We start from the raw sequence: 25,665 nt of genomic DNA on the forward strand, positions 1-25,665 counted from the left end.
GCCCCCGCGTCCTCGGCGCCCCCGCGTCCTCGGCGCCCCCGCGTCCTCGGCGCCCCCGCGTCCTCGGCGCCCCCGCGTCCTCGGCGCCCCGGCCCGCGCCCCAGGCAGCAGTCGATCTTGCAGTTGTGCTCGCCTTTTTGTGGTGGTTAGGTCCGCTTTGGGCCGTGCACAACTGCAAGATCAACGGGGCCCGGGGGGTGGGGGGCGTTTCTGGGCTGGGGCGTCATCCTCCGCGGTGGGGCGGACGCGGTCGGCCTCCACCAGCTCGTAGAGGACCGTCTGGGTTTGCTCGACCCGCGGCAGGTCGGCGAGGACCAGTTGGCCGCGTTCGCCGGCGGACTCGACGGTCAGCGTTCCCGAGCCGAGCATCCGCTCCAGCAGGGAGTGCGAGAACGATACGTCGTTGATGCGGGCCAGCGGGATGTCACGACCGCGGCGGGCCAGCACGCCCTCGCGGGTCAGCACCCGTTCGGTGGTGAAGACATAGTGTGTCGTGCGCCACTCCAGGTACGGCCACACGGCCACCCACAGGAGCAGGCCGAGGCCGAGCACGCCGAGCACCAGCGCGCCGCTGCCACCCCAGATCACGAATCCGCCGATCACCGCGGCCAGCACGAGCAGGACCCAGCCGACCGGTGCCACCAGCCGCCGCCAGTGCGGACGCAGGTGCAGCACGACCTCTTCGTCGCTGGTGAGAACACTTTCGGGGAAGCCCACGGCGGCCAGGCTAGCGCCTGCACAGCCGTCACAGTGTCACCACGCGTCACACGGGCCGCGTCAACGCAGGTGAATCACGTCGGCGGCGGCGTACGGGGCTCCGTCGACCACGATGCGGCCGGAGCTGTCGACGTCGGTGGCGGTGCCGGTCACCGAGCGGTTGCCGGGCAGGTCGAGGCGCACCTCGCGGCCCAGCGTGGCGCAGTGCACCAGGTACGTCTCGCGCAGGCCGCTCGCGACCGGATCGCCGCCCGCGTCGCGCCAGCGCGTGTACCCGTCGGCCAGGCGGCGCAGCAGCGCCCGCAGCAGCGGGTCGCGGTCGGCGTTCGCGGCGCCGGCCAGCGTCAGCGAGGTCGCGGCCGGCACGGGTAGCTCGTCGTCGCGCAACGACACGTTCAGGCCCACGCCGGCCACCACGGCGCCGTCGTGCACCTCCACCAGGATCCCGCCGAGCTTGCGGCCGCCGACCAGCACGTCGTTGGGCCACTTGAGCACCGCGTCGACCTCCGCCACGCGCCGTACGGCCTCCACCGCGGCGACGCCGACCAGGAGCGGAAGCCAGCCGCTCACCGCGTCCGGTCGCAGCAGCACCGAGACGGCGATGCCGGCCCGGGGCGGCATGGACCACCCGCGGCCCAGCCGGCCCCGGCCCGCGACCTGGCGCTCCGCCGTGATCACCAGGCCCTCGGCGGCGCCCGCGCGGGCCGCGGCGGCGACGTCCGCGTTGGTCGAGGCCGTCTCGGGGGTCACCCGCAGATCGGTGTAAAGACCATCGGGGACCACGAGAGCACGCCGAAGGGCCGCGGCGTTCAGCGGCGGCCGCCCGAGGTCGGTGTAGGGACCGGTCACGGGGCAATCCTGCCCGACTAACATCCGGGCATGAGCGCTGACGCCGTTCCGGACATCCACACCACCGCGGGAAAGGTCGCCGACCTCGAGCGGAAGCTGGACGAGGCGGTGCACGCCGGTTCGGCGCGAGCGGTCGAGAAGCAGCACGCCCGGGGGAAGAAGACCGCCCGGGAGCGGATCGACATGCTGCTCGACAAGGACTCGTTCGTCGAGGTCGACGCGTTCGCCCGGCACCGGGCCACCGCGTTCGGCATCGATGCGACGCGGCCCTACGGCGACGGCGTGGTCACCGGGTACGGCACCGTCGATGGTCGCCCGGTCTGCGTGTTCTCGCAGGACTTCACGATTTTCGGCGGCAGCCTCGGCGAGGTGTTCGGCGAGAAGATCGTCAAGGTCATGGACCTGGCGATGAAGACCGGATGCCCGGTGATCGGGCTGAACGACTCGGGCGGCGCGCGCATCCAGGAGGGTGTCGTCTCGCTCGGCCTGTACGCGGAGATCTTCTTCCGGAACGTCCGGGCCAGCGGCGTGATCCCGCAGGTGTCGGTCGTGATGGGACCGTGTGCGGGCGGCGCGGTCTACTCCCCCGCGATCACCGACTTCACCGTGATGGTCGACCAGACGTCGCACATGTTCATCACCGGCCCCGACGTGATCAAGACGGTCACCGGCGAGGACGTGACGTTCGAGGACCTCGGCGGCGCCCGCACGCACAACACGAAGAGCGGCAACGCGCACTATCTGGCCTCCGACGAGGAGGACGCGATCGAGTACGTGAAGGCGCTCCTCTCCTACCTGCCGTCGAACAATCTCGACGAACCCCCCGTCTTCGAGTCGCCCTCCGATTTGTCCGTTTCGGAGACGGACCGTGCGCTCGACTCCCTCATCCCCGACTCGGCCAACCAGCCCTACGACATCCACACCGTGATCGAGGCGGTCCTCGACGAGGGCGAGTTCCTGGAGGTCATGCCGCTGTTCGCGGGGAACATCGTGGTCGGGTTCGGCCGGGTCGAGGGCCGGCCGGTGGGCGTCGTCGCCAACCAGCCCATGGTGCTGGCCGGCTGCCTCGACATCGACGCCTCCGAGAAGGCGGCCCGGTTCGTGCGCACCTGCGACGCGTTCAACATCCCGCTGCTCACGTTCGTCGACGTGCCCGGCTTCCTCCCCGGCACCGGCCAGGAGTGGGAGGGCATCATCCGCCGCGGCGCCAAGCTCATCTACGCCTACGGCGAGGCCACGGTGCCCAAGCTGACCGTGATCACCCGCAAGGCGTACGGCGGTGCGTACGACGTCATGGGTTCCAAGCACCTCGGCGCCGACCTGAACTTCGCCTGGCCGACGGCCCAGATCGCGGTGATGGGCGCACAGGGCGCGGTCAACATCCTCTACCGCGCCGAACTCCGCGACGCCGACGATCCGGTGGCCCTGCGGGCGGAGAAGATCCGCGAGTACGAGGACACGCTGGCCAACCCGTACGTGGCCGCCGAGCGCGGCTACGTCGACAGCGTGATCAAACCGTCGGAGACGCGGGCCGAGATCGTGCGTGGGCTGCGGATGCTCCGCACCAAGCGGGAGACGCTGCCGCCGAAGAAGCACGGCAACATCCCACTCTAGAGTGCTCAATAGGTGTCGATCCGTAACTGGACGGGTGGTACGGAACGGCGCACCGGGGCAGAATCAGGATCCGTGACACCGGAGCAGGCGGCGGCAGCCGGTAAGCGCGCGATCCTCAAACTCGGCGGGGCGTTCAGCCACGACCCCCGCACCATGCGACGGGCCCGGCAGCTCGGCCTCACCGGCTGGGCCTTCTACGTGGCCGGTCGAGGTGGTGCCCTGGGCGACGTCCGGGCCGACACCGTGGCCGGGGTGCTCGGGTTCATCGCGCCCGAGGCCGTCCACGACGGGTGGGAGGCCGCCCGCAAGGTGGCCCCGCCGCTGGAGATCGCGGCCCACAACCTCGCGGAGTGCTGCCGCTGGGGGCGCGAGCACCTGACCACGTTCTTCGCCCTGGAACGCATGGTGGAGCTCACCGAGCGGGTGGTCGTCTCGGCCGAGGCGGCCGGCCTGCCGCTCTTCGCCGCCTGGCGGGCGATGCCGGTGCCCGACGACGCCCCCGGCGCCCGGGCGGCGGTGCTGGCGCACCTGCTGCGCGAGCACCGCGGCGCCGCGCACCTGCTGGCGATCCGGGCCAGCAATCTCACGCCGCTGGAGGCGATCATCGCCGGCCCGGAGAAGGAGTCGGGCGCCACCGCGTTCGGCTGGCAGCCGCCGTACCCGGCCGTGGAGCCGCTGATGCGGCGCCGGGCCTGGGCGGAGGCGCTCACCGACCGCATCGCCGGCGAGGCGTACCGGGTGCTCGATCCGCCCGAGCGCCAGGAACTGGTCGAGCTGCTGGAGACCGCGTCGAAGATGCTGCAGGAGACGGAGCCGGTGCCCGTCTAGGGCGACGGGGTGCTCGTGGGGTGCTCGCGCAGGGTGGTGACGTAGTCGACCGGTGCGCCGGCCTTCTCCGCCGCGGCGGCGATCTCGGCCAGGTACCACGCGGTCGGCAGGCCGCCCTCGTAGCCGTTGTAGACGTACACCCACGCGGTGACGTCACCCTCCAGGGTCGCCACCCGCACGTGCAGCTTGCGGTACGTCTCACCGGAGATGCCCTCGACCTCGTCGAGCTGCTTCTCGTCGAGGGGATGGACGTCGTACAGGGCGACGAAGACCCGCTCGCCCTCCGCCTCCACGATCGTGGTGACGGATCCCTCCCACCCGAGCTCGGTATCACCGGCGAAGGTCAGGCGCCACCCTTCCAACCAACCGATACCGGTCATGGGCGAGCGCGGACAGTAGGCCTGCATTCGCCCAGGGTCGAGGTTCGAACCGTACGCAGCGTAAAGACGCACGGCGATGACGATAGCCGGGCGGGGCCATACGGGAGAATACTGCCGCGCGTGTCGGATTCTGACTTGTCCCGCCGTAGCGTTGGGTAGGTAGTCCTCGGAGGGGGTGCAGCGGTGAATCGGGTCGTCATCATCGGCGGGGGGCCGGCCGGCTACGAGGCGGCGCTCGTGGCCGCCCAGTTGGGCGCCGACGTCACGGTCGTCGAGGCGGAAGGTCCAGGTGGGGCATGTGTGCTTCACGACTGCGTGCCGTCGAAGACGTTCATCGCCAGTTCCGACGTGGTCACCGCGTACCGCGACACCGAGCAGTTCGGGGTCCGCTCGGGCGGCCTGGAGGCGGTCACCGTCGACGCGAAGGCGGTACACCGGCGGGTGAAGACGCTCGCGGCGGCGCAGTCGAGCGACATCGGCACCAAGTTGATCAAGGCGGGAGTGAATCTCGTCACCGGACACGCCCGGCTCGGCAAGGACACGCTGGGTCACACCCACCGGGTCGAGGTGTCCCCGCGCGACGGTGACTCACAGTATTCGATTGACGCCGATGCCGTCCTGATCGCGACCGGCGCGACGCCGCGCGTCCTCCCCACCGCCGCGCCCGACGGCGACCGCATCCTCGACTGGCGGCAGGTCTACGACCTCAGCGAGCTTCCCGAGCACCTGATCGTGGTCGGGTCCGGCGTCACCGGAGCCGAGTTCGCGTCCGCCTACCTGGCGATGGGCGTGGCGGTGACGCTCGTGTCGAGCCGCGAGCGGGTCATGCCGCACGAGGATCCCGACGCCGCCCGGGCCATCGAGCGGGTGTTCAGCGAGCGCGGCATGACGATCCTCGGCCGCAGCCGGGCGGCCGCCGCGAAACGAACGGCCGACGGCGTGGTGGTGGAACTGGCCGACGGCCGCACGGTCACCGGCTCGCACGTCCTCATGGCGGTGGGGTCGGTGCCGAACACCGACGGCCTCGGGCTCGCCGAGTACGGCGTCAACGTCGGCGACGGCGGGTTCCTGACGGTCGACCGGGTGTCGCGCACCAACGTCCCCGGCGTCTACGCCGCCGGCGACTGCACCGGCGTGCTGCCGCTGGCCAGCGTCGCCGCCATGCAGGGGCGCATCGCGATGTGGCACGCGCTGGGCGAGGCGGTGGCGCCGCTGAAGCTGAACACCGTTTCGGCCAACGTGTTCACCGACCCCGAACTGGCAAGTGTCGGCGCGACGCAGAAGGACGTCGACAGCGGCAAGGTGCCGGCGCGCACCGTGATGCTGCCGCTCGCCGGCAACGCCCGGGCCAAGATGATGGGCCTGCGCGACGGGTTCGTGAAGCTGTTCTGCCGGCCGGCCACCGGTCAGGTGATCGGCGGCGTGGTGGTGGCGCCGAAGGCGAGCGAGCTCATCCTGCCGATCACGATGGCGGTGGAGAACCGGCTCACGGTCGACGAGTTGGCCCACACGATCACGATCTACCCGAGCGTGTCGGGGTCGATCGCGGAGGCCGCCCGCCAGCTCATGCTGCACGAGATCAGCTAAAGGGGCGTGTAGATCCCCTTCGCGTGGTCGGCCACGGCCGCACCGGTACAGGTCGCCTCGATCGGCAGCGTCTCGATGCACCGGCGCAGCGCCTCGGTGAGCACCGGTCGCGGCACCCGCATCGACACGGTGGCGTGCGGCACCCACGCTCCCGGCGCGTACAACGGCGACATCGCGACGCCCGCGACGGCCAGCCGCCGCCAGACCTCCGCCTGGTGCCCGAGCAGGGAGACGCTGGGCGCCGGCCCGAGCCACAGCACCCGCCCGACGAAGACGCCGGCGAACTGGAACGACAACTTCAGGGGTGGCGCGATGTCGAAGCCTTCCAGCGCGTCGCGCACCACGGCCGGATCGAGCGCGGTCGAACCCACCAGCGACAGGTGCGGACGGTGCTTGCCGTCGAGGAGGCCGCGCATGGTCGGCACGCCGTCGGTCTCCAGCGCGTCCCACAGCACCCGCATGCGCCGCTCGGCGACGTGGTCGAAGTACAACTCCAGGGCGGCGACCACTAGCGCTGACACTCCTCACACCAGTACGAGTTCCGGCCGGCGAGGGTACCGGTCGACACCGGCGTTCCGCAGATGAGGCACGGCTGCCCGGCCCGGCGGTACACGTACACCTCGCCGCCGTGGCGGTCGACGCGCGGCGGCCGGTTCATCGCCTCCGGCGTGTGTGCACTGTGGACGGTGTCGATCCGGCCGTTGACCACGGCCTCGCGCATCAGCGCACCCAGGTCCGTCCACAGTGGACCCCAGGCCGCCGGGGTCAGGGTCCGCGCGGGGGCGGTGGGCCGGATCCCCGCCCGGAAAAGCGTTTCCAGGACGAAGATGAGCCCGCCGCCGGCGACCACGGACTGATCGAGCAGCACGGCCGCGATCGCCTTGCTGCTGCGACGGATCCGTTCGTAGGCCCGGTCGGGGTCGCTGTCGTCGTTCAACGGGTCGGGGCCGAGGCGTCCCTTGAGCAGGTCGACGCCCATCGGGTCGAGCACCTCGCAGGCGGCCGGGCCGCGCAGGTCGAGCCAGCGCCGGTTGCCCACCATCCGCAGCCGCACCTCGCCGACGATCGGCGGCGGCCGGCCCGTGCCGTCGGTGAACTTCCCGTACAACCCGAGGTGGACGTGCACCGCCAGGTCACCGTAGTGGTGCAGCAGGTGCTTGCCGACCGCCGACGTGCCCGTGAGCACCTTCCGGTCGATGGCCGTCGCCCCGTCGGCGAACCGTCCCTGTGGGCTGCTGACCCGCACCCGCCGCCCCACGAACAAATCGCGGTGCCGGGTGGCGAGGCGGTGAATAGTATGTCCCTCTGGCACCCGCCAATGATGCCGTTGCGGTGCCCCGGCCGATGAAGGGAGGTGAGCCGATGTCCACCCGTCCGGTGCCGTGCTCCCTCCCGCCAATGCAGGAAAGCTGACGCGGGAAAGGCGAGCACGCCCACTCCGTTGAGGAGAACGCGTGTCCCGTACCACCTTCCATCCGCTCACCGCGGGCGAAACTTCCCTGTTCACCGGCTTCGGCCCGGCGTCGGCCTCGGGTGTCGGCGAGCGCCGGCGCACCGTCGACGACGAGTTGGCCGCCGGCCTCTACCGGCCCGAATGGCTGTGGGTCGCCGAACGCGGCTCGTCGATCGTGGCCCGCGCCGCGTTCTGGGGGCCAGAGAACGCCGCCCACCCGTGGAGCATGATCCGGTTCGATCCGGGCACCGGGCCCGACCGGGTCGAGGTCGGCGCGGCCCTGATCGGAGCCGCGTACGCCGCGCTGGCGCCGGCTACCGGCCGGCCCGACTACATCCTCCAGATGCCGGCCGCGTGGCGTGACCTGCCGGCGGCCCGCCGGGACGTCGCCGATCGCCGGGCCGCCGCCGAGAAGGCCGGGCTGAACCTGTTCGTGGAGCGGTTGAACGTCCGGTGGATTCCGGAGTTCGGGCTGCCACCCCGTCCGGGACGCCTGCGGTTCACGCCGGCGGCCGACGACCCCGACACCACCCGCGACGTGCTCGGCCGGATCTGTACCGATTCGCTCGACGCGTACGCCCGCCGCGACGTCGAGCGGTACGGGCTGGCCCGCGCCGTCGAGGTGACCATCGAGGAGCTGATGGAGATGCCCGGCGGCACCGGTTGGGACCATTGGCGGCTGGCCCGCACGCCCGACGGGGCCGCTGCCGGGATCGTGCTGGGCACCCGCAACACGCTGGGCGCCACCATCGGCTACCTCGGTGTCGTGCCGGAGCACCGGGGCAACCGGTACAGCGACGACCTGGTGATCGAGGCACTGCACATCTTCACGGCGGCCGGTGAGCCGGAGGTGTTCGACGGCACCGACGTGGGCAACGCCCCGATGGCGGCGTCGTTCGCGCGCTGCAACTACGAGGTGAGCGGCCGCTTCATGGTCTTCTCCTGACGAAAACGCATTCTGGAAGCGGGCCGGCGCGCCGTAGGCTTGGTGCCATGCGCATCAGCCGATCCACGACGACGCCGGTCCGTCACCGGCGTCATCACGGCTGAGCATGTAGCACCTCAGACCATCCGAGACCCCGGGGCGAACCCCGGGGTCTCGTCGTCTGCGCGCCCTGTGGAGGAGCCCCGACCATCCACAGGGAGAACCGACATGATCGACCATCGGCGGCTCGGCCGCGAACTCGACTACTTCCACTCCGACCCGCTCGTCGGCGCGGGCCTGCCGATCTGGCTGCCCGACGGCGCCGCCGTTCGGCGGGCCATCGAGGAGTATCTCCGGGAGCTCGAACGGCGCAACGGCTACCGGCACGTGTACTCGCCGCCGTTGGGACGCCGCGAGATGTTCGAGAAATCCGGGCACCTGGCCCACTACCACGACGACATGTTTCCGCCGATGCCCGACGGCGGTGCCGAACTGTTCCTGCGGCCCAGCCTGTGCCCGCACCACGCGATGGTGTTCGCCAGCCGCGGCCGGTCGTACCGCGACCTGCCGTTGCGGGTGGCCGAGATCGGCCCGATGTACCGGGAGGAGCGCTCGGGCGTCCTCGGTGGACTGTCGCGGGTGCGGGCCGTCTCGTTGAACGACGCCCACATCTTCTGCTCGGAGGAACAGGCGGTCGACGAGGTCAGGCGGGTCTTCCGGCTGATGCACCGGGCCCACGAGGCGGTGCGGATGCGGCCGCTGCGGTACCGGCTGTCGTTGCCGAGCGACGGCAACGAGAAGTACGCGGCGCACGACGGCTGGCTGAAGGCCGCCGACATGTTGCGGCAGGGACTGGGAGACCTCCCGTACGAGGAGGCGCCGGGCGAGGCCGCGTTCTACGGGCCCAAGATCGATGTGCAGATCGCCGACCCGGCCGGTCGCGAGCAGACCCTGTCGACCGTGCAGATCGACTACTTCCAGCCGGAGCGGTTCGGGCTGTCCTACGTGGACAGTGAGCAGCGGGAGCAACGGCCGGTGATCATCCACCGGAGCCTGCTCGGCAGCATGGAGCGGCTGGTCGCGCACCTGCTGGAGATCCACAACGGCTGGCTGCCGGACTGGTGCGCGCCGGTGCAGGTCGTCGTGCTGCCGGTGCACGACCGCCAGGTCGGCGCCGCCCGGGAGTTTGCCGACCGGGCGCTCGCCCGCGGCCTGCGGGCCGAGTGCCGAGCACACGGGTCGCTCGGGCTGCGGGTGCGGCAGGCGGCCGAGCGGCGGGTCCCGCACGTCGCGGTGATCGGTGAACAGGAGGCCGGCGCCGGTGCGGTCGCGATCAGGGGACGCGCCGCGCAGCCCGCCGACGTGGCCCTGGAGATACTGGTCGACTCCTGCGAGGTACCACTCAAGGGGTGATCGAGCGCGGGCGGGCTGTCCGCCTTAGGCTCACGACGTGCTCGTTGTGACGACGGACAGCCTGCCCGGGTACGACGTGCGGGTGGTGCTCGGTGAGGTGCTCGGCGTCACCGCGTCCACCCGGAACCCGTACGCCGCCGGTATCCGCTCGCCCGCCACCGGCGAGCGCGGCGACATGGCCCACGTGCTCGTGCAGACCCGGGCCCGGGCCATCGAGCAGATGATGGTCGCCGCCCGCCGCCGGGGCGCCAACGCGATCCTCGGCATGCGCTTCGACAACCGCGACATCACCAGCATGTGGGTGGAGATCGTCGCGTACGGCACCGCCGTGGTGGCGGTGCCGGTGACACCCGAGGCTCAGCGCCAGTACGACGCGATGCAGGCCGAGAGCAACCGCCTGCCGGAGGAAGAGATCATTTGATCTCGCAGATCACCGCACCCGCGGTGATCACCTCGCCGACCGTGGCCGACAGGCCGGTGACCACGCCGGCCTTGTGCGCGGCGAGCGGCTGCTCCATCTTCATGGCCTCCAGGACCACCACCGGATCGCCCTCGGCCACCTCGTCGCCCTCCGCGACGACCAGCTTGACGATCGTGCCCTGCATCGGGCTGACGAGCGCGTCACCGCCCGCCGCGCCACCGCGGGTGCCGCCCGACGATCTCCGCCCCGCCGGGCGGCGGGTCCCGGCGGCGGCTGTGCCCGTACTCCGTCCGAAGGTGGCGGGAAGGCTCACGCTGAGCCGCTTTCCACCCACCTCGACCACGACGGTGGTGCGTTCTTCCGCCTCGACCTCGGTGGACGCGGCGCCCACGAACGGCTCGATGGTGTTCTCGAACTCGGTCTCGATCCAGCGGGTGTGGATCGTGAAGGGCTCGGCGGTGAACGCCTCGTCGCGGACGATCGCGCGGTGGAACGGCAGCGCGGTGGCCATGCCGTCGACGACCATTTCATCGAGGGCGCGGCGAGCGCGCTCGATGGCCTCGGCGCGGGTCTCGCCCGTGACGATCAGCTTGGCGAGCAGCGAGTCGAAGTTGCCGCCGATGACGCTGCCCGCCTCGATGCCGCTGTCGACGCGCACGCCGGGCCCCTGCGGGAGCCGCAGCGCGGTGACGGTGCCGGGCGCCGGCAGGAAGTTGCGGCCCGGGTCCTCGCCGTTGATGCGGAATTCGATCGAATGTCCGCGGGGGGCGGGGTCGGCGCTGAGGCGGAGCTTTTCATTGGACGCGATGCGGAACTGCTCGCGCACCAGATCGATGCCCGCGGTCTCCTCGGTGACCGGGTGCTCCACCTGCAGCCGCGTGTTGACCTCCAGAAACGAGATGGTGCCGTCGGCGCCGACGAGGTACTCGACCGTGCCGGCGCCGTGGTAGCCGGCCTCCCTGCAGATGGCCTTGGCCGACTCGTGGATCGTGGCGCGCTGCTCGTCGGTGAGGAACGGCGCCGGCGCCTCCTCGACGAGCTTCTGGTGGCGGCGCTGCAGCGAGCAGTCGCGGGTGCCGACGACGATCACGTTGCCGTGCTGGTCGGCGAGCACCTGCGCCTCGACGTGGCGGGGCTTGTCGAGGTAGCGCTCGACGAAGCATTCGCCCCGGCCGAAGGCGGCGACCGCCTCACGGACGGCGCTCTCGAACTGGGCGGGGATCTCCTCGATCGTGCGGGCGACCTTGAGCCCGCGCCCGCCCCCGCCGAACGCCGCCTTGATCGCGACGGGCAGGCCGTGTTCCCGGGCGAACTGCGCGATCTCGTCCGCGTCCTTGACCGGGTCGTTCGTGCCCGGGGTGAGCGGCGCGCCGGCGCGCTTGGCGATGTGCCGGGCGGTCACCTTGTCGCCGAGGTCGCGGATCGCCTGCGGGCTCGGCCCGATCCAGGTGAGGCCCGCGTCGATGACGGCCTGGGCGAAGTCGGCGTTCTCGGAGAGGAAGCCGTAGCCGGGGTGCACCGCGTCGGCGTCGGCCCTCCTGGCGATCTCTACGAGCTTGTCGATGCGGAGGTACGAGTCGGCGGCGGTGTCACCGTCGAGGGCGTACGCCTCGTCGGCGAGCACGGCGTGCGGGGCGTCGCGATCGGAGTCGGCGTAGACGGCGACGCTTTTCAGCCCCGCGTCTCGACACGCCCGCACCACCCGCACCGCGATCTCACCACGGTTGGCCACAAGTACCTTACGCATACGGACGTGCTCCTCCCGGCCACTTCTGGTCGGGAGTCTAGTGACGCCGCCCCGGGAAATCCCTGTGACCTTGAAGCGGTGCTCTTGTGACGTCACTCGTTAGTCAAAATTGAATGGGTAGGGTGATGTCATGTCGGTGACGCGCATGGTGATCCTGGGCCTAGTCCGCTGGCTCGAACCGGTGCACGGCTACCAGGTGCGCCGCGAGCTGGTGAGCTGGAACGTCGAGGACTGGGCCAACATGGCGCCCGGCTCGATCTACCACGGCCTGCGCAAGATGACCGAGGAGGGCCTGCTCGACGAGGTCGGCAGCGAACAGGTCGAGGGCCGGCCGGCCCGCACCATGTACCGCACCACCCGGTTCGGGCAGGAGGAGTTCCACCGCCTGCTGCGGAAGTACTGGTGGGAGCTGCACCAGCCCAACGACCCGTTCCTGGCGGCGATGTCGTTCCTGCCGGCGTTGCCCCGGCGGGAGGCCCTGCTGGCGATCCGCAACCGGATGGCCGTGCTGCGCGGCTACGCCGACCAGTCCCAGCTGGCGATGCGGGAGATGACGCCCGAGAAACCGGTGCACGTGAGCTGGCTGATGGAGTTGTCGGCGGTGCGGATCGAGGCGGAGATCGCCTGGTGCGAGCGGGTGCTGGCCCGGATCGAGGCGGGCGAGGGCCAGCACGAGGGCGACCCGGGTGAGCCCCTGGAGGCCCAGTTCACGGAGTGGCGCAAGGAGATGAACGGCTAGCGCCGGCTCGATTCACCGCACCGCATCCCTGGGCGTCGTGCACCCAATTTCATAGTCAAATTTGACTAACCAGCGCCGCGGGCTTACCGTCACAGGCTAACAGGATGACGTCATAGTGATGTCACTTGCCCGACAAGGATGGTGCTCCATGATCAAGACCTCCGGCCTGCGCAAGTCGTTCCGGAGCGGACGTACGACCGTCGATGCCGTGCGCGGGGTCGACCTCGACGTCGGCGACGGGGAGATCTTCGGGTTTCTCGGCCCGAACGGCGCCGGCAAGACCACGACGCTCCGCATGCTCGCCACGCTCATCCGCCCCGACGGCGGCAGCGCGCTGGTCGCCGGCATCGACCTGCGTCAAAGGCCGGGCGAGGTGCGCCGGCGCATCGGGTACGTGGCGCAGGGCGGCGGCACCTGGGACGAGGTGTCGGCCCGCGAGGAGCTCGCCTACCAGGTCCGGCTCTACGGGATCGGCCCGGCCGAGGCGAGAAGGCGCGCGCACGAAGCGGTCGACGCCTTCCAGCTCACCGAGTTCGCCGACCGCCACTGCAAGACGTACTCGGGCGGCCAGCGGAGACGGGTCGACATCGCGCTCGGCGTCATCCACCGGCCCCGCGTCGTGTTCCTCGACGAGCCCACCACCGGGCTCGACCCGCAGAGCCGCGCGCACATGTGGAACGAGGTGCGCCGCCTCCGCGACGAGGGCATGACGATCTTCCTCACCACCCACTACCTGGAAGAGGCCGACGCGCTCTGCGACCGGGTGGCGATCATCGACCACGGCACGATCGTGGCCGTCGACTCACCGGCGGAGCTGAAGCGCCAGGTGGCCGGCGACGTGGTCACCCTCGACCTCGCCGACGACCCCACCACCGTCGCCGCCGACCTGGAGCGCCAGCCCTACGTCCGCGAACTGGAACGCAGCGGCGACAACGGCCTCCGGCTGGTGGTCGACGCGGGTGCCACCGCGATGCCGCAGATCATGCGCCACGTCGACGCCGCCGGCGCCACGATCTCCGCGATCGAACTGCACCGCCCCAGCCTCGACGACGTCTTCCTCGCCCGCACCGGCCGCTCACTCCGCGATACAGGGAGCCAATCATGATCCGTGACACCTGGCTGGTCTTCACCCGCCAATGCGTCCTCGTCCTCCGCAACCCGGTCTGGGTGTTCGTCGGGATCTTCCAGCCGCTCTGCTTCCTTCTTCTCTTCGGCCCGCTGCTCGACAGGATGCCAGGGGTCGGCGGCTACGAGGCGTTCGTGCCCGGCCTGCTGATCCAGCTCGCCATGTTCGGCTCGATGTTCGTCGGGTTCGCGCTCATCGCCGAGTTGCGCGCCGGTGTGCTCGAACGGATGCGGGTGACGCCGGTCAGCCGCCTCGCCCTGCTGCTCGGCCGGTGCCTGCGCGACATCGTGTCGCTGCTGGTGCAGGCGCTGATCCTCGTGCTGATCGCGCTGCCGTTCGGGCTCGACGTGAAGATCACCGACCTGGCCCTGGCCATGGCGATGCTGGCCCTGATCGGGCTGCTCTTCTCGGCGTTCTCGTACGGGGTCGCGCTCCTGGTCCGCAGCGAGGACGCGCTGGCGCCGTTGCTGAACTCCCTCGTCATCCCGCTCCTCCTGCTCTCGGGCATCCTGCTGCCGCTGAGCCTGGGCCCGGGCTGGCTGCAGACGATCGCGCAGTGGAACCCGTTCTCGTGGGCGGTCGACGCCGCCCGGGCCCTGTTCGCCGGCCACCCGGGCGACCCGGACGTGTGGAAGGCCCTGGTGATCGTCGGTGCCCTCGCGGTCGCCGCCGCAACCTGGTCGGCGCGTGAGTTCGCCCGCAGTATCAGATAAGCGGGAAAGATAGCCTGGTCCCAGTGCAACGCCTCCAGCTCCAACGGGACCGGCTCACCCTCGTCACCTACGCGCAGTTGGGCATCTTCGGCTACTGGATCTACGGGTTCGGGCCGGTGGTGCCCCTGCTGCGCGACGAGCAGGGCACCAGCCGCGCGGTGGCGAGCCTGCACGGGTCGGCGCTCGCGGTCGCGGCACTGGTCGGCGGCGCCGCGTTTCCCTTTCTGGTCAAGAGGTTCGGGCGTCCACGGGTCATGTGGGCCGGCATCGCGGGGATGGCGGTGGGCGTCCTCGCGCTGTGGGCCGCGCGTCCGTTCCCGGCCACGATGGCCGCCGTGTTCGTGGCCGCGACAGCCGGGTCGATCCTGGTCAACGGCGTGGTCGCGACGCTGTCGGGTCATCACGGCCCAGCCGGCGCGGCCGCGATCAGCGAGGCCAACGCGGTCGCGGCCGGGGTCGGCACGGTCAGTCCGCTGATCATCGGCGGCGCGGTCGCCGCCGGCTTCGGCTGGCGGCCGGGCCTGGCCGCGGTGGTCCTGGCCATCGCGGTGGTCGCGGCGGTCGGTTGGTTTTCCGGTGACGCGTTGCGGGCCGCCGCCGTTGCGGCATCCGTCGATCGACCGGGTACCGGCCGGTTGCCACCGGCGTACTGGCTGGCCTGGACGAGCATGGTCGTCACCGGCTCGGTCGAGGTCTGCTTGAACCTGTGGGCCGGCGACGAGTTGCGCGGCCACGCGAACGTCTCGCCCGGGGTGGCGACGGCCGCCCTCGCCGCGATCGTCGGCGGGATGTTCCTCGGCCGGCTGGCCGGTGTGCGGCTGCTGCTGCGGTTCCTGCCGTTGCAGGTGCTGCTCGTCGCGCTGGCGGTGAGCGCGGCCGGGTTCACGATCTTCTGGCTGGCCACCACGGCGTGGCTGGCGATCGCCGGGCTGCTGGTGTGCGGGATCGGCAACTCGCTGCACTACCCGCTGGCGGTGGCGCTGGCCGTCGACCACAGCGACGGCCAGCCCGACCTCGCCGCCGCGCGCAGCGCGTACGCGATGGCCATCGGATTCGGGCTGGCTCCGCTCGCCCTCGGTTGGACCGCCGACCAGGTGGGCACCCACCGGGCGTTTCTCCTGGTCTACCTGCTGCTCGCCGCGGCGGCCGTAGTGGTGCTGCGGCTCATGCGGCACCCGGTGCCCATCAGCGAACCCTTCAGCGCACCCGGGCGACCGTGATGCCGTCGGCCACCGGAAGCAGGATCGAGTCGACCCGCGGGTCGTCACGGACCATGGTGTTGAAGCCGACGATCACCTGGTCGTCGGTGGTCTCCGGGTTCAGCACGCGCCCGTGCCGGAGCACGTTGTCGATCACGAGCAGGCCACCCGGACGCATCCGGGGCACCAGTTCGTCCCAGTACGTCGGGTAGCTGGACTTGTCGGCGTCGATGAAGGCGATGTCGACCACCGGGTCGGCCGGCAGCTCGGCCAGCCCCTTCTGCGCCGGCCCGATCCGCAGCTCGATGCGGTCGGTGACGCCGGCCAGGTCCCAGTACCGCCGGGCGATGTCGGTGAACTCGGTGGAGATGTCGAAGCAGATCAGCTTGCCGCCGTCGGCCAGCCCCCGCGAGATCGACAGAGCCGAGTAACCGGTGAACGTGCCCACCTCGACCGCGACCTTCGCATCGACCAGTCGGGTGAGCATCGTGAGCAGCCCGGCCTGCTCGGGAGCGATCTGCATCCCGGCGTTGTCGGGCAGCACCCGGCGGGTCTCCTCGATCAGCGCGCCGGCCACCTCGTCGGTGTTCGGGTTGTGCGCGACGACGTAGGCGTGCAGCTCGTCGGTGAGGTTGAGGGTTCTGAAGGACATGAACGAACCCTATGCCCAGAGATCGGTAAGGCTGGTCCCGAGGTCGGCGAGCAGGGTCCGGAACAGGGGCAACGACAGCCCGACCACGGTGCCGTGGTCACCCTCGATCCGGGCGACGAACGGGCCACCCCGGCCGTCGATCGTGAACGCGCCGGCGACCTGCAGCGGCTCGCCGGTCGCCACGTAGGCGTCGATCTCGGCGTCGGTGACGTCGGCGAAGTGGACGGTGGTGGCCGACGTCGCCGCGGCCCGCTTGCCGGTGCCGAGATCGATCAGGCAGTGACCGGTGTGCAGCACGCCGTGCCGGCCGCGCATCTGCCGCCAGCGGCGGGTGGCCTCGTCGGGTGACGCGGGCTTGCCCAGGATCTCGCCGTCGAAGGCGAGCACCGAGTCGCAGCCGAGCACCAGACCGGGCCCGGTGAGCCGGGCCGCGACCGCTTCCGCCTTGAGGCGGGCCAGCGTGCCGCTGAGTTCGGCCGCGTCCGGGGAGTCGACGGTCGTCTCGTCGACGTGGCTGACGATCACCTCGGGCCGGAACCCGGCGGCCGTGAGCAACGCCTTCCGGGCCGGGCTCGCCGAGGCGAGGACGAGCCGCGTCACCGCTGGGCCGGGAGGGCCGACGCCCGCCACGCACCCGGGCCGGGCCGGCCGGCCGCGCCGGGGATCGCGCTCGCCCGCCACCGCGACACCGGCGCCGGAACCTCGCCGGCCACATCGGCACCGGAACCCGACAACAGCACCACCGTTACCGCCGCGATCTCCTCGGCGCTGGGGTCACCAGCGAGAACCTGCAGTTCGAGCACGTGCTGTTCCCCTTTCGAGTCTCGATCGACGCCCAGCATAGGCGGCCGACGGCCATACTCGAAAAGGGACGAATCGGGGTGATCTTATGATTGCGCGGCGGCTGGCCGCGACGGTCGCGCTGGTGACGGTCGGGCTGACCGTCCCGGTGGCACCCGCCCGCGCAGAGGATCCGGAGCCGTTCGCCCGGTCCGCCGCCACCACCTACCAGGTGACGCTCGCCGCACGCGGCTGCGGCTCCTACGCCGAGGTCGTGGCCAACCAGGTACGCGAGGACCGGGGCGAGAGCCCGGGCCGGCCCGGCCGCGACAGCCCGTACAAGCCCGGCGACCCGGTCGACCCCCTGGTCGAGGACCAGAGCGGCTGTGAGCCGCTGGCCGGGATCACCTTCACGTTCGGCGGCGGCCGGGAGAAGAAGGGCGCCATGTCGTCGGTCACCGCGGCCGGCGCCCCGGTGACCACGCTGGCCGAGACCCCGCTCCTCGACGCGGTCGGCCGCACCGGAACCGGTCAACTCGGTGGCGCGGTGACCGTCCCGCTCAGCGAGACCCAGATGAACCTCGCCGGCAAGCGGGAGTTGTGGGTGCAGGGCGGCACGCCGGCGGCGCCGGTGCCGAACGGGTTCCAGTTCGCCGTGCTGCGCTGCGCCATCGACGGCCGCACCGGCGGCAACGCGCAGTGGATCGGGTACCTGCCGGGCACCCGGCATGTGTTCTGCTTCGCCTACTACGTCCGGAACGCGGCGCCGACCGGCACGCTCGCCGTCAAGCTGCGCACCACGAAGGCGGTCGGGTACGCGCAGCGCGTCCCGTTCACGTCGAACCTGAGCCAGAGCGGCTCGTTCCAGTTGACGACCGACAGCAGCTCGGCGTCGTTCGTGCGGCTGTCCGGCCAGACCTACCGGTTCCGGCCGGTGCTTCCGCCCGGGTGGCGGCTGGCCGACGTCAGCTGTTCGGCGTCGCGGCAGGTGGTCGACGTCGGCACCGGCCAGGCCGACATCACGTTGATCGGCGGCGAGAACGCGTCCTGCTCCTACGCGGTCACCCCGCCGGCCGCACCGCCCGGGCTCACCATCCGCGCGCTCAGCGAGGGCGGCGGCGGCACGTTCGGCATCGTGGTCGCGTCGGCCGCCACCACCTCGTCCAGTCCCAGCGCCGGCACCGGCGGCACGGGCGGCGGCTCGGCACCGGGCCTCCGCGTCGTCTCCGCGACCCCGACCGGAGACGGGAACGCGGCCGTCGCGACCGGCTCCGACCTCGGGTCCCTCCCGGCCGGCCAGTACCGGCTGACCGTGAACCCGCCGGCCGCCGAGACCGACCTGTGGACCGTCGGCGCGGCGACCTGCAACGGTTCGCCCGTCACCGTGCAGGGACGGGCGGTGCAGGTCGCGGTCGGATCGGGCGTGGTGACCGACTGCGTGCTGCGGCTCGTGCGCAAGCAGGGCAGCGCCGGCCTGCGGGTGATCACCCAGGGCGCCGTGGCCACGGCCGGGTTCGCGCTGCTGCCGCTGTCGACGGCGGAACCGGGCTGGTCGGCGTCGGCCACCACCACCCGGGCCGGCGACGCCGCGGCCGCCAGCGGCGACCTACCGGGGTCGCTGCCGTTCGGCACCTACCTCGTGATTCCGGTGGCGCCGCTGACCACCGTCGACTCGGCCTGGCGGCTGACCTCGCTCGGCTGCAGTCCGGGCACCTCGGGCGGCCCGGACACCCGGGCGCTGACGATCGACGTGCGGGCGGCCACGCCCACGGTGGACTGCACCGCCACCTACGAGCCGGTGCGTGCCGCCGAGCTACGGATCAACATGCAGGTGGAGGGCTCCGCCACCGCCGCCGCCCCGATCGTGGTCGACGTGTCGTGCACCGACGGCTCCACCGGCCGCCTGGTGCTGGCGGCCGGCGACCAGTCCTCGGCCGACCTGCCCGCGCCGCTGATCTTCACCGCCGACACGAACTGCACCGTCGGGCTGGGCGAGGACACCGAGCGCCCGTTCAACGCGTCGCTGGTCAACGAGGCGGCGGCCGGCAACGCGCCGCTGGCGTTACCGGCCACCGTGGCCGTCCGCCCACCCGACGCCGACTCCTCCGCCGACCCGGCCGCCGGCGACATCCGACTCGCCGTGACGCTCGGCTACACGGCCATGGGCGGCCGCGGTACCGACAAGGCGAAGCCGGGCGTGGTCGACTCGTTCGCGCTGCTGCCGGTGGCGCTGATCGGTGCCGGTCTGATCGGCATCGGCGCGGCCGTCCTCCTGGTCATGGTCGCGCGGCGCCGCCTGGGCCTGGCGGACGACGACGATCTTTAGCCCGGGTCGACGGTGGCGGCCTGTACGGCGGCCAGCGCCTGCTCCACCCGGCGCTTGGCGGCGCGGACGGCCTTCTCCGCCTCGGCGCGTTGGGCCTCGGCCTCGGCGAGCGCGGTCCGGGCGGCCAGCAGTTCGCGGTGCGCGGTCTGCTGCCGGCGACGTTGTTCGGCGGCCACCTTGCGGGCCGCCTCCTGCTCGGCGGCGCGCTGCCGCGCGGCCTCGTGATCGGCCTCGGCCCGGCGTTCAAACTCCGCGAGTTCGGCGTCTTCGGCCACGTCCCGACGGGGAACGGACCGCCGTTTGTCCGCGAGTTTGGACACTTTGGCGCCGCTCTCCGACGCCGGTGCCGACGCGGGTGCCGGCTTTCCGGAATCGCGGGGAGCTTCCTTCGGAACCTCTTTGGGCGGGTCCTTGGTGGCGGCGCCGCCGTGGACCAGCCGGAGCTGGGGACGCGGCTGCTCGCCGAACCCCGCGTACTCGATCGGCTTCACCAGCCGCCCCAGCCGGACCTCCTCGGCCACCTCCGGATCGGCCAGTGCGGCGGTCAACGTGTTCTCGACCTCGCCCAGCGGCAGCACCGCCCGCACGCCCCGGCCGGCGGCGACCGCCAGGGCCCGGGACTCCCGGGCCAGCGCCGACACCATGGCGCGCCGCTGGGTGGAGAGCTCGCGCAGCTCGTCTCCGCGCAGGTTCCGCTGGGCGGAGCGCATCTGCTCGCCCAGCGCCAGCAGTTCCCCGACGAGGTCGGGGCGCTGGTGGGCCAGCAGGTTCACCAGCCACGCGCCGACCGTGGGGCGGCGCAGCCCGCCGATCCGGCCGGCCAGCTCGCGGTCACCCGACTTGCGGGCGGCCGCCACCGCCTCGCCGCGCGCCGCGGTGAACTCCTCCGGCGGCAGCGCGTAGAGCTCGGCGGCGACCTCGTCGAGCGTCACAACTTGACGGCCTCCCCGGTGCCGAGCCGCACGTAGTCGCGGCCGGACAGGTTACCGATCATGGTGTCGAACACCTTCAGCCCGACGTCGTTGAGCAGCCCGTCGTGGATCGGGTGGACCCGGCCGGGCGCCACCAGCCGCACGAACTCCACCGCCTCGGCGAGCTTCGACCACGGCGCCGACACCGGCACGAGCAGCGTCTCCACCTCGGCGTCGGTGGGCACGTCGTACGAGTCGCCCGGGTGGTACACGCCCTCGATGAAGAAGCCGACGTTGGCGATCCGCGGCAGGTCGGAGTGGATCACCGCGTGCAGTCCCCCGTAGGTGCGCACGGCGAAGCCGGCCGCCTCGAAGTCGTCACCGGGCTGCACCTCGGTGACCGCGCCGGCCAGGTCGCCGAGCTTCGGCGCCACCTCGGGATGGGTGAAGATCCGCAGGTCCGGACGCTTCTCCCGGGCCTCGGTGAGCGCCTCGACGTCGAGATGGTCGAAGTGCTCGTGCGTGACGAGCACCGCGTCGACACCGTCGAGCGCCGTCCGTTCGGACAGCGTGCCCGGGTCGATCACCAGCACCGCGCCGTCGCGCTCCAACCGGACGCAGGCATGCGAGTACTTGGTCAGCCGCATTCGTGACCTCCACGCGGTTCAACCGTGACCTACCGGGTGGAACCGACCCGCTCCACCCGCACGTCCCAGTGGCCAGAAACTGAAACCTACCGGAGGCATAGATGACAGGCAGGCAATCGCTGCGGCGGGTCGCCGGAGCACTCAGCATCGGGCTGTTGGCCGCGCTCGTCGCCGCCGGCTGCGGCAGCAGCGCCGACAAGGACTCGGCGAGCACCGCCGGCGCTCCGGCGGCCCAGCCGGGCGATCCGAACGCCGCGAAGGACGCCGCGGGCGGCACCGGCGAGAACGCGGCGGGCACCAACGCACCGGCCCGCGCGCCGGTGGAGCTTCCGCCCGACGAGCGGTCGATCATCTACACCGGCCACATCTCGGTCGAGCCGGCCAACGTCAACGAGGCTGCCGACGCCGCGATCGCCGCGGCCCGCACGGCCGGCGGTGTGGTCGGCGGCGACAACCGGACCAGCGCCGGCGACCGGGCCGAGGCCACCGTGACGCTGCGGGTGCCGTCGGCCAAGTTCGGTGACGTCATGACGTCGCTGGGCAAGCTCGGCAAGGAGCTGAACCGCGAGGTGAAGACGGAGGACGTCACCGAGCAGGTGGTCGACGTCCAGTCGCGGGTGGCGACGGCGACGGCCAGCGTCGACCGCGTGCGCGCCCTGCTGGCCCGGGCGACGACGCTGGGCGAGATCGTGTCGCTGGAGTCCGAGGTGGCCAAGCGCGAGGCCGAACTGGAGTCGCTGAAGGCCCGGCTGAACAAGCTGACCAGCCTCACCGCGCTGTCGACGATCACGGCCCAGTTCACCCGCAACGGCCCCGTCGAGGAGCCGAAGAAAGAGGACGACTCCGGGTTCCTGGCCGGCTTCAAGGGCGGCTGGGACTCGTTCACCGCGTCGTTGAACGTGCTGCTGACCGTCGTCGGCGCGCTGCTGCCGTGGTTCATCATGCTCGGCGTGCCGGTGCTCATCCTGGTGGTGCTGCTCCGCCGGTCGGCGGCGCGCAACGATCGCGCGCAGCCGGTACCTGCGGGCGCAGCCGCCACCGACGAGAGTTAGAACGCTCCGGCGGAGAGAGCGGCCAGCGCCGTGTGGACCATGACCCGGACGCCGTATCCGATCGACCGCTCGTCGACGTCGAACGCCGACTGGTGGATGTCGAACTTCTGGTCGGACCCCGGGATGCCGCAGCCCAGCCGGATCATCGTGCCGGGCACCTGCTCCAGGTAGAACGAGAAGTCCTCGCCGCCCATGCTGATCTCGGCCTCGACCACGCGCTCGGGGCCGAGAGCCGCACCCGCGGCACCGGCGACGATCGCGGTGGCGAGCCGGTCGTTGACCACCGGCGGCACGCCCCGGGTGTACTTGACCTCGACCTCCGCGCCGGTGCCGGCGACGACGCTGTGCACCAGCTCGGTGAGCAGGTTCGGCACCTCGCGCCAGGCGTCCCGGTTGAGCACCCGCACGGTGCCGCGGACCACACCCTCGCCGGGGATGGTGTTGGCGGCGTCGCCGGAGTGCACGGCACCCCAGACCATCGAGACACCCGCGCGGGCGTCGACCCGGCGGTCGAGCAGCGATGGGACGTCGACGATCACCCGGCCCAGCGCGTGCACCAGGTCGGAGGTGAGGTGCGGGCGGGCAGTGTGCCCACCGCGCCCGGTGATCCGGACCTCGATCTTGTCGGCGGCCGCGGTGAACGGGCCGGAGCGCACCCCGACCAGCCCGACCGGCAGCAGCGGCGCGCAGTGCAGCGCGTAGATCGCGGCGACGTCGCGCAGCCCGCCGGCGGCGATGACCTCGGGCGCGCCGGACGGCATGTTCTCCTCGGCCGGCTGGAACAGCAGCCGCACCCGGCCGGGCAGCTCGTTGCGCTCGGCCAGCTTGGCCAGCGCGAGACCGGTTCCGAGCAGCACGGTGGTGTGCACGTCGTGGCCGCAGGCGTGGGTCACGTTCTCGACCGTGGACCGGTACGGCACGTCCTTGGTGTCGGGAAGCGGCAGCGCGTCAAGATCGGCGCGAAGCGCGATGACGTGATCGCCGACGCCAATGTCACAGATGACGCCGTTGCCCTTGGGCAGCATCTTCGGTGAAAGGCCGGCCAGCTTCAGTTCCCGCGCCACCAGTGCCGCCGTCTCGAACTCCTGGTGAGACAGCTCCGGGTGAGCGTGAATGTGACGGCGAACGGCTACCAGTTCGGCCCCGCGGGAGGCTAGCCAGCGGTCGAGCTGGCCGGGTAGCGGGTCGGCGCCGACTGGCGTTTCCGGCCAGGACGACGTCAACGAACTGTTACTCGGTAACGACAGAGCACTCGTCACGGTGAGTTCTCGTTCTCGGTCTATGTGAGCAACGCGCCCCGTGCGCGTCTCCGACAGCGTAGCCCCGTCTTGGTAACGGAGCGCAACATCATTCTCGTGACCAGTGGATCGCACTGTGTCACATTTCGCCTGGTGAGGGCTGTTTGAGGGCGTAGGCGCAGCCAGTGTCGCATTCCACGGCACCGACATGTGCCACACACCTCCTACAACGTGTGACGGGTTCCCGGGTCACGGCGCGGTCTTCTCGCCACTACTCGCCGTCATTGCTATTCGCGGATCAAGACAGAAAGGATGGCCCCTGCTGGACGCAGGGTGATGACCTTGACCGCAGACTGGCACGAACCCGTGTCTGACCGGCGCACACATCGTCCGTCACCTCCGCCGCCGACGGGGTCGGCTGGACGACCCGACGGCATACGACTTCTAGACGCCGACGGCTCCGCCAATGGACGCATCGTCGGACGACCATTAAGACAAACTTCAAAGTCAACGAAGCTCTTATAAAGCATTTCCCGATTGGAGCCAGTTCAATCTTCCGCCCGTCGAGTGTCTTTTGTCTCGATTTCCGGAAGTTTGCGACATGGAGTTCCCGAGTATGGCGCCTGCGCCGCCGCCTGCATTTCGTACCTCACGATTGGGACAAGACCGACACCCCACGGCCCTCCTTCCTTCATTGGGAGGCCTTCCGCGGGTTAGGGTGAACCGTCCCAATGACCCCCTCCTGCGACGGTGCGCGAGCCAGTGACGATGACGTGGCACGGTGAACCCCTGCCCGCCCCCGGTTCCCCGGCCGGCCCGAACTCAGCGGGTCAGGTCGGCGCGGGTGGATCCCCGAATCAGGCGTCGGCGGCTGCCGGCTCCACCCCCGGTTCGGGGCCCGACTTACCCGCGACACCGGGCGGCCCCGTGCCGTCCCAGCGTGGCGCTCCGGGCACCGTCATCGGCGGCCGGTACGCGCTGCGCACCGCGATCGGGCACGGCGGCATGGGCACGGTCTGGCGCGCCACCGACACCGTCCTCCGGCGCGACGTCGCCGTGAAGGAGGTCGTGCTGCCGCCGGGGCTCGCACCGGCCGACCGCGACCAGATGTACCAGCGCACGCTGCGCGAGGCGCGGGCCGCCGCCGCCCTGAGCCACCCCGCCGTGGTGCAGGTCTACGACGTCGTCACCGACGCCGGCCGGCCGTGGATCGTCATGGAACTGCTCAACGCCCGCAGCCTGGCCGAGATGATCGTCGAAGACGGTCCGCTGGCGCCGCGCGCGGTCGCGAAGATCGGCATCGCGCTGCTCGGCGCGCTGGAGGTGGCCCACGCCGCCAAGGTGCTGCACCGCGACGTGAAGCCGGCCAACGTCCTCATCAGCTCCGACGGGCGGTGCGTGCTCACCGACTTCGGCGTCGCCCGGATGCCCACCGACGCCGAGCTGACCTCGCCCGGCATGGTGCTCGGGTCGCCGCACTTCATCTCGCCCGAGCGCGCCGTCGGCGCCAGTTTCGGGCCCCCGAGCGACCTGTTCTCGCTCGGGGTCACGCTCTACACCGCGGTCGAGGGCCGGCCCCCGTTCGACAAGCCCGACCCGTTCGAGACGATGCGGGCGGTGGTCGAGGAGGCCCCGGCGCCGGCGATGCGCGCCGGTGCGCTGTCCGGCGTCCTCTACGGGCTGCTGGAGAAGAACCCCGACCGGCGGTGGGACGTCGAGACGGCCCGCTCGGTGCTGCGGGAGCTCCTGGTCGGCCCGCTCGCCAGCAACCCGACCACGCACTTCACCGACCCGTACGCGGTCGTCCGGCCGGCGCCGTTCACCCCGCCGCCCGCGCCGACGGCCAGCGGACAGATCGGCGGCCGCGCGATGCTCGCGCCGGGCGAAACCATCGACGACGCGCGGCGCCGCCGCGAGCTGCCGAACACCCCGCAGCCCGCGGGTCCGGTGTCGGGCCTGCCGGGTGGTCCCGTTTCCGGCGGGCCGGGCCCGCTGCCCGGGCCGATGCCGCCGTCGACGCCGCCGGTCCAGCGCCGCCGGGCGGCCCGCGACGAGACCAGCGCCAGCATCCCCGTCTTCGACGACAGCGACACCGGCAGCGGGGTCACCGGGCTCGACGTCGACGTGCTGCCCCGCGGCGGCCCGGGCCAGCCGGTCGGCGGCGCCGGGCACCCCGGCGTGCCGTTCGGCGCCATCCCGACCCAGCCGGTCGGCTCGCCCACCGAGTACACGGCCACCCGCCTGCCGGGCGGCCGGCACGCGCGGGCCAGCGGACCCGAGGCCAGCCAGGGCACCGTCGGTGCGGCGGCGAGCACGGCCGTCACCGCCGTCGCGCAGCTCGCCGGCCC

At 71.7% G+C, this 25,665-nt stretch carries 23 protein-coding genes and 2 pseudogenes; 13 read left to right on the plus strand and 12 right to left on the minus strand.

The features are described 5' to 3' along the window. Positions 1 to 180 precede the first annotated feature (180 nt). Complete coding sequence (locus tag Vau01_RS05255; protein WP_203987897.1) at positions 181 to 717, minus strand: PH domain-containing protein; 537 nt, start codon at positions 715 to 717, stop codon at positions 181 to 183. 60 nt (positions 718 to 777) lie between these two features. Beyond that, positions 778 to 1,590, minus strand: a complete 813-nt coding sequence (locus Vau01_RS05260; RefSeq protein WP_373320173.1) for a biotin--[acetyl-CoA-carboxylase] ligase — start codon at positions 1,588 to 1,590, stop codon at positions 778 to 780. Positions 1,591 to 1,596: 6 nt separating this feature from the next. Here Vau01_RS05260 and Vau01_RS05265 point away from each other — a divergent pair, with 6 nt between their 5' ends. Beyond that, positions 1,597 to 3,180 (plus strand): acyl-CoA carboxylase subunit beta, encoded by a 1,584-nt coding sequence (locus Vau01_RS05265; RefSeq protein ID WP_203987902.1) that lies wholly within the window; start codon positions 1,597 to 1,599, stop codon positions 3,178 to 3,180. A gap of 72 nt (positions 3,181 to 3,252) precedes the next feature. Continuing rightward, positions 3,253 to 4,008: an SCO6745 family protein gene (locus Vau01_RS05270; RefSeq protein ID WP_203987903.1), complete on the plus strand. Its 756-nt coding sequence runs from the start codon at positions 3,253 to 3,255 to the stop codon at positions 4,006 to 4,008. On the opposite strand, the gene Vau01_RS05275 is transcribed toward Vau01_RS05270, so the two are convergent. Beyond that, positions 4,005 to 4,460, minus strand: a complete 456-nt coding sequence (locus tag Vau01_RS05275; RefSeq protein WP_203987905.1) for a gamma-glutamylcyclotransferase family protein — start codon at positions 4,458 to 4,460, stop codon at positions 4,005 to 4,007. The two genes, Vau01_RS05270 and Vau01_RS05275, sit on opposite strands and share 4 nt — an antisense overlap. Positions 4,461 to 4,571: 111 nt before the next feature. Here Vau01_RS05275 and Vau01_RS05280 point away from each other — a divergent pair, with 111 nt between their 5' ends. Continuing rightward, entirely contained in the window at positions 4,572 to 5,975 is a 1,404-nt protein-coding gene (locus tag Vau01_RS05280; protein WP_203987908.1) for an NAD(P)H-quinone dehydrogenase, read from the plus strand. Here the strand turns inward: Vau01_RS05280 and Vau01_RS05285 are convergent. Together Vau01_RS05285 and Vau01_RS05290 are read right to left on the minus strand one after the other, a co-directional pair. Further along, the gene (locus Vau01_RS05285) at positions 5,972 to 6,496 is read right to left on the minus strand and encodes a 2'-5' RNA ligase family protein (protein WP_308440436.1); all 525 of its coding nucleotides are present in this window, start codon (positions 6,494 to 6,496) and stop codon (positions 5,972 to 5,974) included. The two genes, Vau01_RS05280 and Vau01_RS05285, sit on opposite strands and share 4 nt — an antisense overlap. Continuing rightward, complete coding sequence (locus tag Vau01_RS05290; RefSeq protein WP_203987911.1) at positions 6,484 to 7,287, minus strand: Fpg/Nei family DNA glycosylase; 804 nt, start codon at positions 7,285 to 7,287, stop codon at positions 6,484 to 6,486. The genes Vau01_RS05285 and Vau01_RS05290 overlap by 13 nt, the downstream gene beginning before the upstream one ends. A gap of 142 nt (positions 7,288 to 7,429) precedes the next feature. Between Vau01_RS05290 and Vau01_RS05295 the strand changes: the two genes are divergently transcribed. The 3 genes from Vau01_RS05295 (at position 7,430) to Vau01_RS05305 (ending at position 10,187) form a co-directional block, all read left to right on the plus strand. Continuing rightward, entirely contained in the window at positions 7,430 to 8,374 is a 945-nt protein-coding gene (locus Vau01_RS05295) for a GNAT family N-acetyltransferase (protein ID WP_203987914.1), read from the plus strand. A gap of 207 nt (positions 8,375 to 8,581) precedes the next feature. Continuing rightward, positions 8,582 to 9,766 (plus strand): threonine--tRNA ligase, encoded by a 1,185-nt coding sequence (gene thrS, locus Vau01_RS05300; protein WP_203987915.1) that lies wholly within the window; start codon positions 8,582 to 8,584, stop codon positions 9,764 to 9,766. Positions 9,767 to 9,803: 37 nt separating this feature from the next. Beyond that, on the plus strand, positions 9,804 to 10,187 hold the full coding sequence (locus tag Vau01_RS05305) for a heavy metal-binding domain-containing protein (RefSeq protein ID WP_203987918.1): 384 nt from the start codon (positions 9,804 to 9,806) through the stop codon (positions 10,185 to 10,187). Here Vau01_RS05305 and Vau01_RS05310 read toward each other — a convergent pair. Next, positions 10,180 to 11,934 carry an acetyl/propionyl/methylcrotonyl-CoA carboxylase subunit alpha gene (locus Vau01_RS05310; protein WP_203987921.1) on the minus strand — a complete coding sequence of 585 codons (1,755 nt, stop codon included), beginning with the start codon at positions 11,932 to 11,934 and terminating at the stop codon, positions 10,180 to 10,182. The genes Vau01_RS05305 and Vau01_RS05310 overlap by 8 nt on opposite strands. Positions 11,935 to 12,079: 145 nt before the next feature. On the opposite strand from Vau01_RS05310, the pseudogene Vau01_RS65660 reads away from it, so the two are divergent. The 4 genes and pseudogenes from Vau01_RS65660 to Vau01_RS05330 all read left to right on the plus strand — a co-directional run. Beyond that, positions 12,080 to 12,304, plus strand: a pseudogene (locus Vau01_RS65660) (PadR family transcriptional regulator); the annotation flags it as partial. 517 nt (positions 12,305 to 12,821) lie between these two features. Continuing rightward, on the plus strand, positions 12,822 to 13,778 hold the full coding sequence (locus Vau01_RS05320; RefSeq protein ID WP_203987923.1) for an ATP-binding cassette domain-containing protein: 957 nt from the start codon (positions 12,822 to 12,824) through the stop codon (positions 13,776 to 13,778). Further along, positions 13,775 to 14,512 carry an ABC transporter permease gene (locus tag Vau01_RS05325; RefSeq protein WP_203987925.1) on the plus strand — a complete coding sequence of 246 codons (738 nt, stop codon included), beginning with the start codon at positions 13,775 to 13,777 and terminating at the stop codon, positions 14,510 to 14,512. Before Vau01_RS05320 ends, Vau01_RS05325 begins: the two co-directional genes overlap by 4 nt. A gap of 23 nt (positions 14,513 to 14,535) precedes the next feature. Next, positions 14,536 to 15,732, plus strand: coding sequence for an MFS transporter (locus tag Vau01_RS05330; RefSeq protein ID WP_203987927.1), 1,197 nt, complete (start codon positions 14,536 to 14,538; stop codon positions 15,730 to 15,732). Here the strand turns inward: Vau01_RS05330 and Vau01_RS05335 are convergent. Genes Vau01_RS05335 through Vau01_RS05345 form a run of 3 tightly spaced genes read right to left on the minus strand, consistent with a single transcriptional unit; the run spans position 15,710 to position 17,166 of the window. Beyond that, entirely contained in the window at positions 15,710 to 16,363 is a 654-nt protein-coding gene (locus Vau01_RS05335) for an O-methyltransferase (protein WP_203987928.1), read from the minus strand. The genes Vau01_RS05330 and Vau01_RS05335 overlap by 23 nt on opposite strands. A gap of 9 nt (positions 16,364 to 16,372) precedes the next feature. Beyond that, entirely contained in the window at positions 16,373 to 16,963 is a 591-nt protein-coding gene (locus tag Vau01_RS05340) for a Maf family protein (protein WP_203987930.1), read from the minus strand. Further along, positions 16,960 to 17,166, minus strand: coding sequence for an acyl-CoA carboxylase subunit epsilon (locus Vau01_RS05345; RefSeq protein ID WP_239151325.1), 207 nt, complete (start codon positions 17,164 to 17,166; stop codon positions 16,960 to 16,962). Before Vau01_RS05345 ends, Vau01_RS05340 begins: the two co-directional genes overlap by 4 nt. Before the next feature lie 86 nt (positions 17,167 to 17,252). On the opposite strand from Vau01_RS05345, the gene Vau01_RS05350 reads away from it, so the two are divergent. Continuing rightward, positions 17,253 to 19,469, plus strand: coding sequence for a hypothetical protein (locus Vau01_RS05350; protein ID WP_203987934.1), 2,217 nt, complete (start codon positions 17,253 to 17,255; stop codon positions 19,467 to 19,469). Here Vau01_RS05350 and Vau01_RS05355 read toward each other — a convergent pair. Beyond that, entirely contained in the window at positions 19,466 to 20,401 is a 936-nt protein-coding gene (locus Vau01_RS05355; RefSeq protein WP_203987937.1) for a hypothetical protein, read from the minus strand. The genes Vau01_RS05350 and Vau01_RS05355 overlap by 4 nt on opposite strands. Then, positions 20,398 to 21,027 carry an MBL fold metallo-hydrolase gene (locus tag Vau01_RS05360; RefSeq protein WP_203987939.1) on the minus strand — a complete coding sequence of 210 codons (630 nt, stop codon included), beginning with the start codon at positions 21,025 to 21,027 and terminating at the stop codon, positions 20,398 to 20,400. The genes Vau01_RS05355 and Vau01_RS05360 overlap by 4 nt, the downstream gene beginning before the upstream one ends. A gap of 101 nt (positions 21,028 to 21,128) precedes the next feature. Between Vau01_RS05360 and Vau01_RS05365 the strand changes: the two genes are divergently transcribed. Further along, complete coding sequence (locus Vau01_RS05365) at positions 21,129 to 22,079, plus strand: DUF4349 domain-containing protein (RefSeq protein ID WP_203987942.1); 951 nt, start codon at positions 21,129 to 21,131, stop codon at positions 22,077 to 22,079. On the opposite strand, the gene Vau01_RS05370 is transcribed toward Vau01_RS05365, so the two are convergent. Next, positions 22,076 to 23,338: an amidohydrolase gene (locus tag Vau01_RS05370; RefSeq protein WP_203987945.1), complete on the minus strand. Its 1,263-nt coding sequence runs from the start codon at positions 23,336 to 23,338 to the stop codon at positions 22,076 to 22,078. The two genes, Vau01_RS05365 and Vau01_RS05370, sit on opposite strands and share 4 nt — an antisense overlap. Positions 23,339 to 24,244: 906 nt before the next feature. Between Vau01_RS05370 and Vau01_RS65665 the strand changes: the two are divergent. Then, positions 24,245 to 25,505, plus strand: a pseudogene (locus tag Vau01_RS65665) (serine/threonine-protein kinase); the annotation flags it as partial. Positions 25,506 to 25,665: the final 160 nt, after the last annotated feature.

The organism is Virgisporangium aurantiacum, from assembly GCF_016863635.1.
GTDB lineage: Bacteria > Actinomycetota > Actinomycetes > Mycobacteriales > Micromonosporaceae > Virgisporangium > Virgisporangium aurantiacum.

Excerpts from the sequence above, each read along its gene's own strand:
- Vau01_RS05260 (WP_373320173.1), bottom strand. The coding sequence starts at position 1,590 with ATGTTAGTCGGGCAGGATTGCCCCGTGACCGGTCCCTACACCGACCTC.
- Vau01_RS05265 (WP_203987902.1), top strand. The coding sequence starts at position 1,597 with ATGAGCGCTGACGCCGTTCCGGACATCCACACCACCGCGGGAAAGGTC.
- thrS (WP_203987915.1), top strand. The coding sequence starts at position 8,582 with ATGATCGACCATCGGCGGCTCGGCCGCGAACTCGACTACTTCCACTCC.
- Vau01_RS05310 (WP_203987921.1), bottom strand. The coding sequence starts at position 11,934 with ATGCGTAAGGTACTTGTGGCCAACCGTGGTGAGATCGCGGTGCGGGTG.
- Vau01_RS05320 (WP_203987923.1), top strand. The coding sequence starts at position 12,822 with ATGATCAAGACCTCCGGCCTGCGCAAGTCGTTCCGGAGCGGACGTACG.
- Vau01_RS05325 (WP_203987925.1), top strand. The coding sequence starts at position 13,775 with ATGATCCGTGACACCTGGCTGGTCTTCACCCGCCAATGCGTCCTCGTC.
- Vau01_RS05335 (WP_203987928.1), bottom strand. The coding sequence starts at position 16,363 with ATGTCCTTCAGAACCCTCAACCTCACCGACGAGCTGCACGCCTACGTC.
- Vau01_RS05350 (WP_203987934.1), top strand. The coding sequence starts at position 17,253 with ATGATTGCGCGGCGGCTGGCCGCGACGGTCGCGCTGGTGACGGTCGGG.
- Vau01_RS05360 (WP_203987939.1), bottom strand. The coding sequence starts at position 21,027 with ATGCGGCTGACCAAGTACTCGCATGCCTGCGTCCGGTTGGAGCGCGAC.
- Vau01_RS05365 (WP_203987942.1), top strand. The coding sequence starts at position 21,129 with ATGACAGGCAGGCAATCGCTGCGGCGGGTCGCCGGAGCACTCAGCATC.